This is a genomic window from Roseateles sp. P5_E11, assembly GCF_054049355.1.
Map to the genome: position 1 here is coordinate 1 of NZ_JBFUMO010001194.1, position 565 is coordinate 565.

General features: G+C 63.9%; 2 protein-coding genes. Both read left to right on the forward strand.

What is annotated here, in order from left to right:
- The coding region (locus ACXJKR_RS34280) for an acyltransferase (protein ID WP_457326661.1) at positions 1-357 on the forward strand (357 nt) is incomplete at its 5' end.
- A gap of 2 nt (positions 358-359) precedes the next feature.
- Positions 360-565 (forward strand): DegT/DnrJ/EryC1/StrS family aminotransferase (locus ACXJKR_RS34285; protein ID WP_457326662.1); only part of this gene is annotated, 206 nt, incomplete at its 3' end.

The following is a 565-nucleotide window of genomic DNA, read 5'->3' on the forward strand; positions in this document are numbered from 1 at the left end:
GACGACGTCTTCTGCGGCCCCAGCATGGTGTTCACCAACGTCTACAACCCGCGCTCTGCGGTTACGCGCAAGGATGAATACCGCCGTACCGTGATGCGCCAGGGCGCAACCCTGGGGGCCAACGCCACCATCGTTTGCGGCACGACCGTGGGTCGCTACGCATTCGTCGGCGCTGGCGCGGTCGTCAATCGCGACGTGCCCGATTTCGGGCTGATGGTCGGCGTGCCTGCCAAGCGAATCGGCTGGATGAGCCGCTTCGGTGAACGCCTTGACTTCGTCGACGACAAAGCGACGTGCCCGCACACGGGCGACCGCTACAGGCTCAACGACGACCGCTGCGAACTGATCCAGGATTGATCATGCAATTCATCGACCTCAAGAGCCAATACCAGGCCCTCAAGCCCAGCATCGACGCGCGCATCCAGGCGGTGCTCGACCACGGCCAATACATCATGGGGCCGGAAGTGGCGGAACTCGAGGCGGCCCTCGCGCGACTCACCGGCGCCAGACACTGCATCACGGTCTCCAGTGGCACTGAAGCCCTGTTGATCGCGCTCATGGCAGA